Origin of the sequence: Burkholderia sp. Bp9012, from assembly GCF_003853825.1 — a bacterium.
Lineage (GTDB): Bacteria > Pseudomonadota > Gammaproteobacteria > Burkholderiales > Burkholderiaceae > Burkholderia > Burkholderia diffusa.
The window spans coordinates 1-1,368 of record NZ_QTQA01000072.1 but is presented as its reverse complement, the minus strand read 5'-3'; the positions used below and the strand labels follow the sequence as shown (position 1 = coordinate 1,368).

The 1,368-nt window shown below is 68.3% G+C and carries 1 pseudogene; it reads right to left on the bottom strand.

Annotated features, from left to right (window positions below):
* Window positions 1-1,368, bottom strand: a pseudogene (locus tag DIE11_RS35920) (RHS repeat protein); the annotation flags it as partial.

The following is a 1,368-nucleotide window of genomic DNA, read 5'->3' as shown; positions in this document are numbered from 1 at the left end:
GAGCAAGCGGCCCACCGGATCGTAGCGGTAGGCGAGCTGCCCGCGCCGCGTGTCGTTGATGTCGGTGAGCTGGCCGCCGGCGTCGTAGCGGTAGCGGCGCACCAGCAGGCGGTTGCCGCCTGCAGTTTGCCCGGGCGGCCCCTTGGCTTCATGGGCAAGCACCTGCTCGCTGAGCCGCCCCATGGCGTCCCACTGCTGCGTTTGCAGCAGGCGGTTGCCTTGCAGCCGTGCGACCTCGCGGTGCAGGTCGTCACGCTCGTAGCTGACCAGTTCGCGCTCGTCGAGCTGCAGCGCCAGCAGGTGGCCACTGCCGTAGGTGAGCCAGCTGACACGGTGGCCGTCCGGGCGCACGGTGGCAATACGCTGGTTCAGCGCATCGTATTCGTGCAGCCACACACCCACCAGGGGCTTGCCCAATCGGCTGTAGTGCTGGTGTTCGCGCACCAGGTTGCCGGCCGGGTCGTGGAACCATTGCAGGCGGCTGTCGGCGTTGGTCGCCAGCGCGAGGTTGCCGTTGAGGTCGTAGGCGAAGCGTTCGACCTGCCAGTCTTGCTCGCGCGGGGCTGCGTCGCCGGTTTGCAGCGCAGCGCGTCGCTCGGTGAGGCGGCCCATCGGATCGAAGGTGTAGGCGGTGATGCGCTGCCCGTCGATGGCGCGCGCCAGTTTGCCGGTCGCCTCCTCGTACTCGTAGCGCGTGATGGCACCGTCGAAGCCGGTTTCCGCCAGCAGACGGCCCACCGGGTCATAGTGGAACTCGGCATCGCGCCCGTTCTCGTTGCGCAGCGCGGTGAGTTGGCCGAGCTTGTCCCACTGGTAGCGCAGGGACTGGCCGGCGGCGTCCACCCGCTTGGCCAGCAGGCCGGCCTCGGTGTAGTCCCATTCAGTGCGCCGGCCCAGCGCATCGATGTGGCTCAGCAGCCGGCCCTCTGCGTCGCGCTCGAAGTGCTCTTCGGTATCGTCCGGGTAGCGGATCGCGGCGAGCTGGCCGGCCTCGTGGCGGTAGCGGGTGACCTGGCCCGCTGCGTCGGTGAATTGCACAAGCTGGCCGCGCGCGTCGTAGGCCCATTCGCTGGCCTTGGCCGAGCAGTCCACGTAGCGGGTGAGCTGGCCGCTGCTGTTGTACTCGAGCTGCCTGGTCTTGCCGCTGGCATCGGTGATGCCGATCGGCAACCCCATCAAGTTGTACGCATACTCCGTCTTGTTGCCCAGCGGGTCGATGGCCTCCGTCAGGCGGCCGCGGGTGTCGTAGTCGCGCAGCCAGAGGCCGCCCTCGGCGTCGCTGATCTTGATGAGCTGGTCTTTGCTATCCCACGCGTAATGCACGGTGGTGCCGTCCGCGCGGATGTGCTCCAGCAGGTTGCCGTTCTC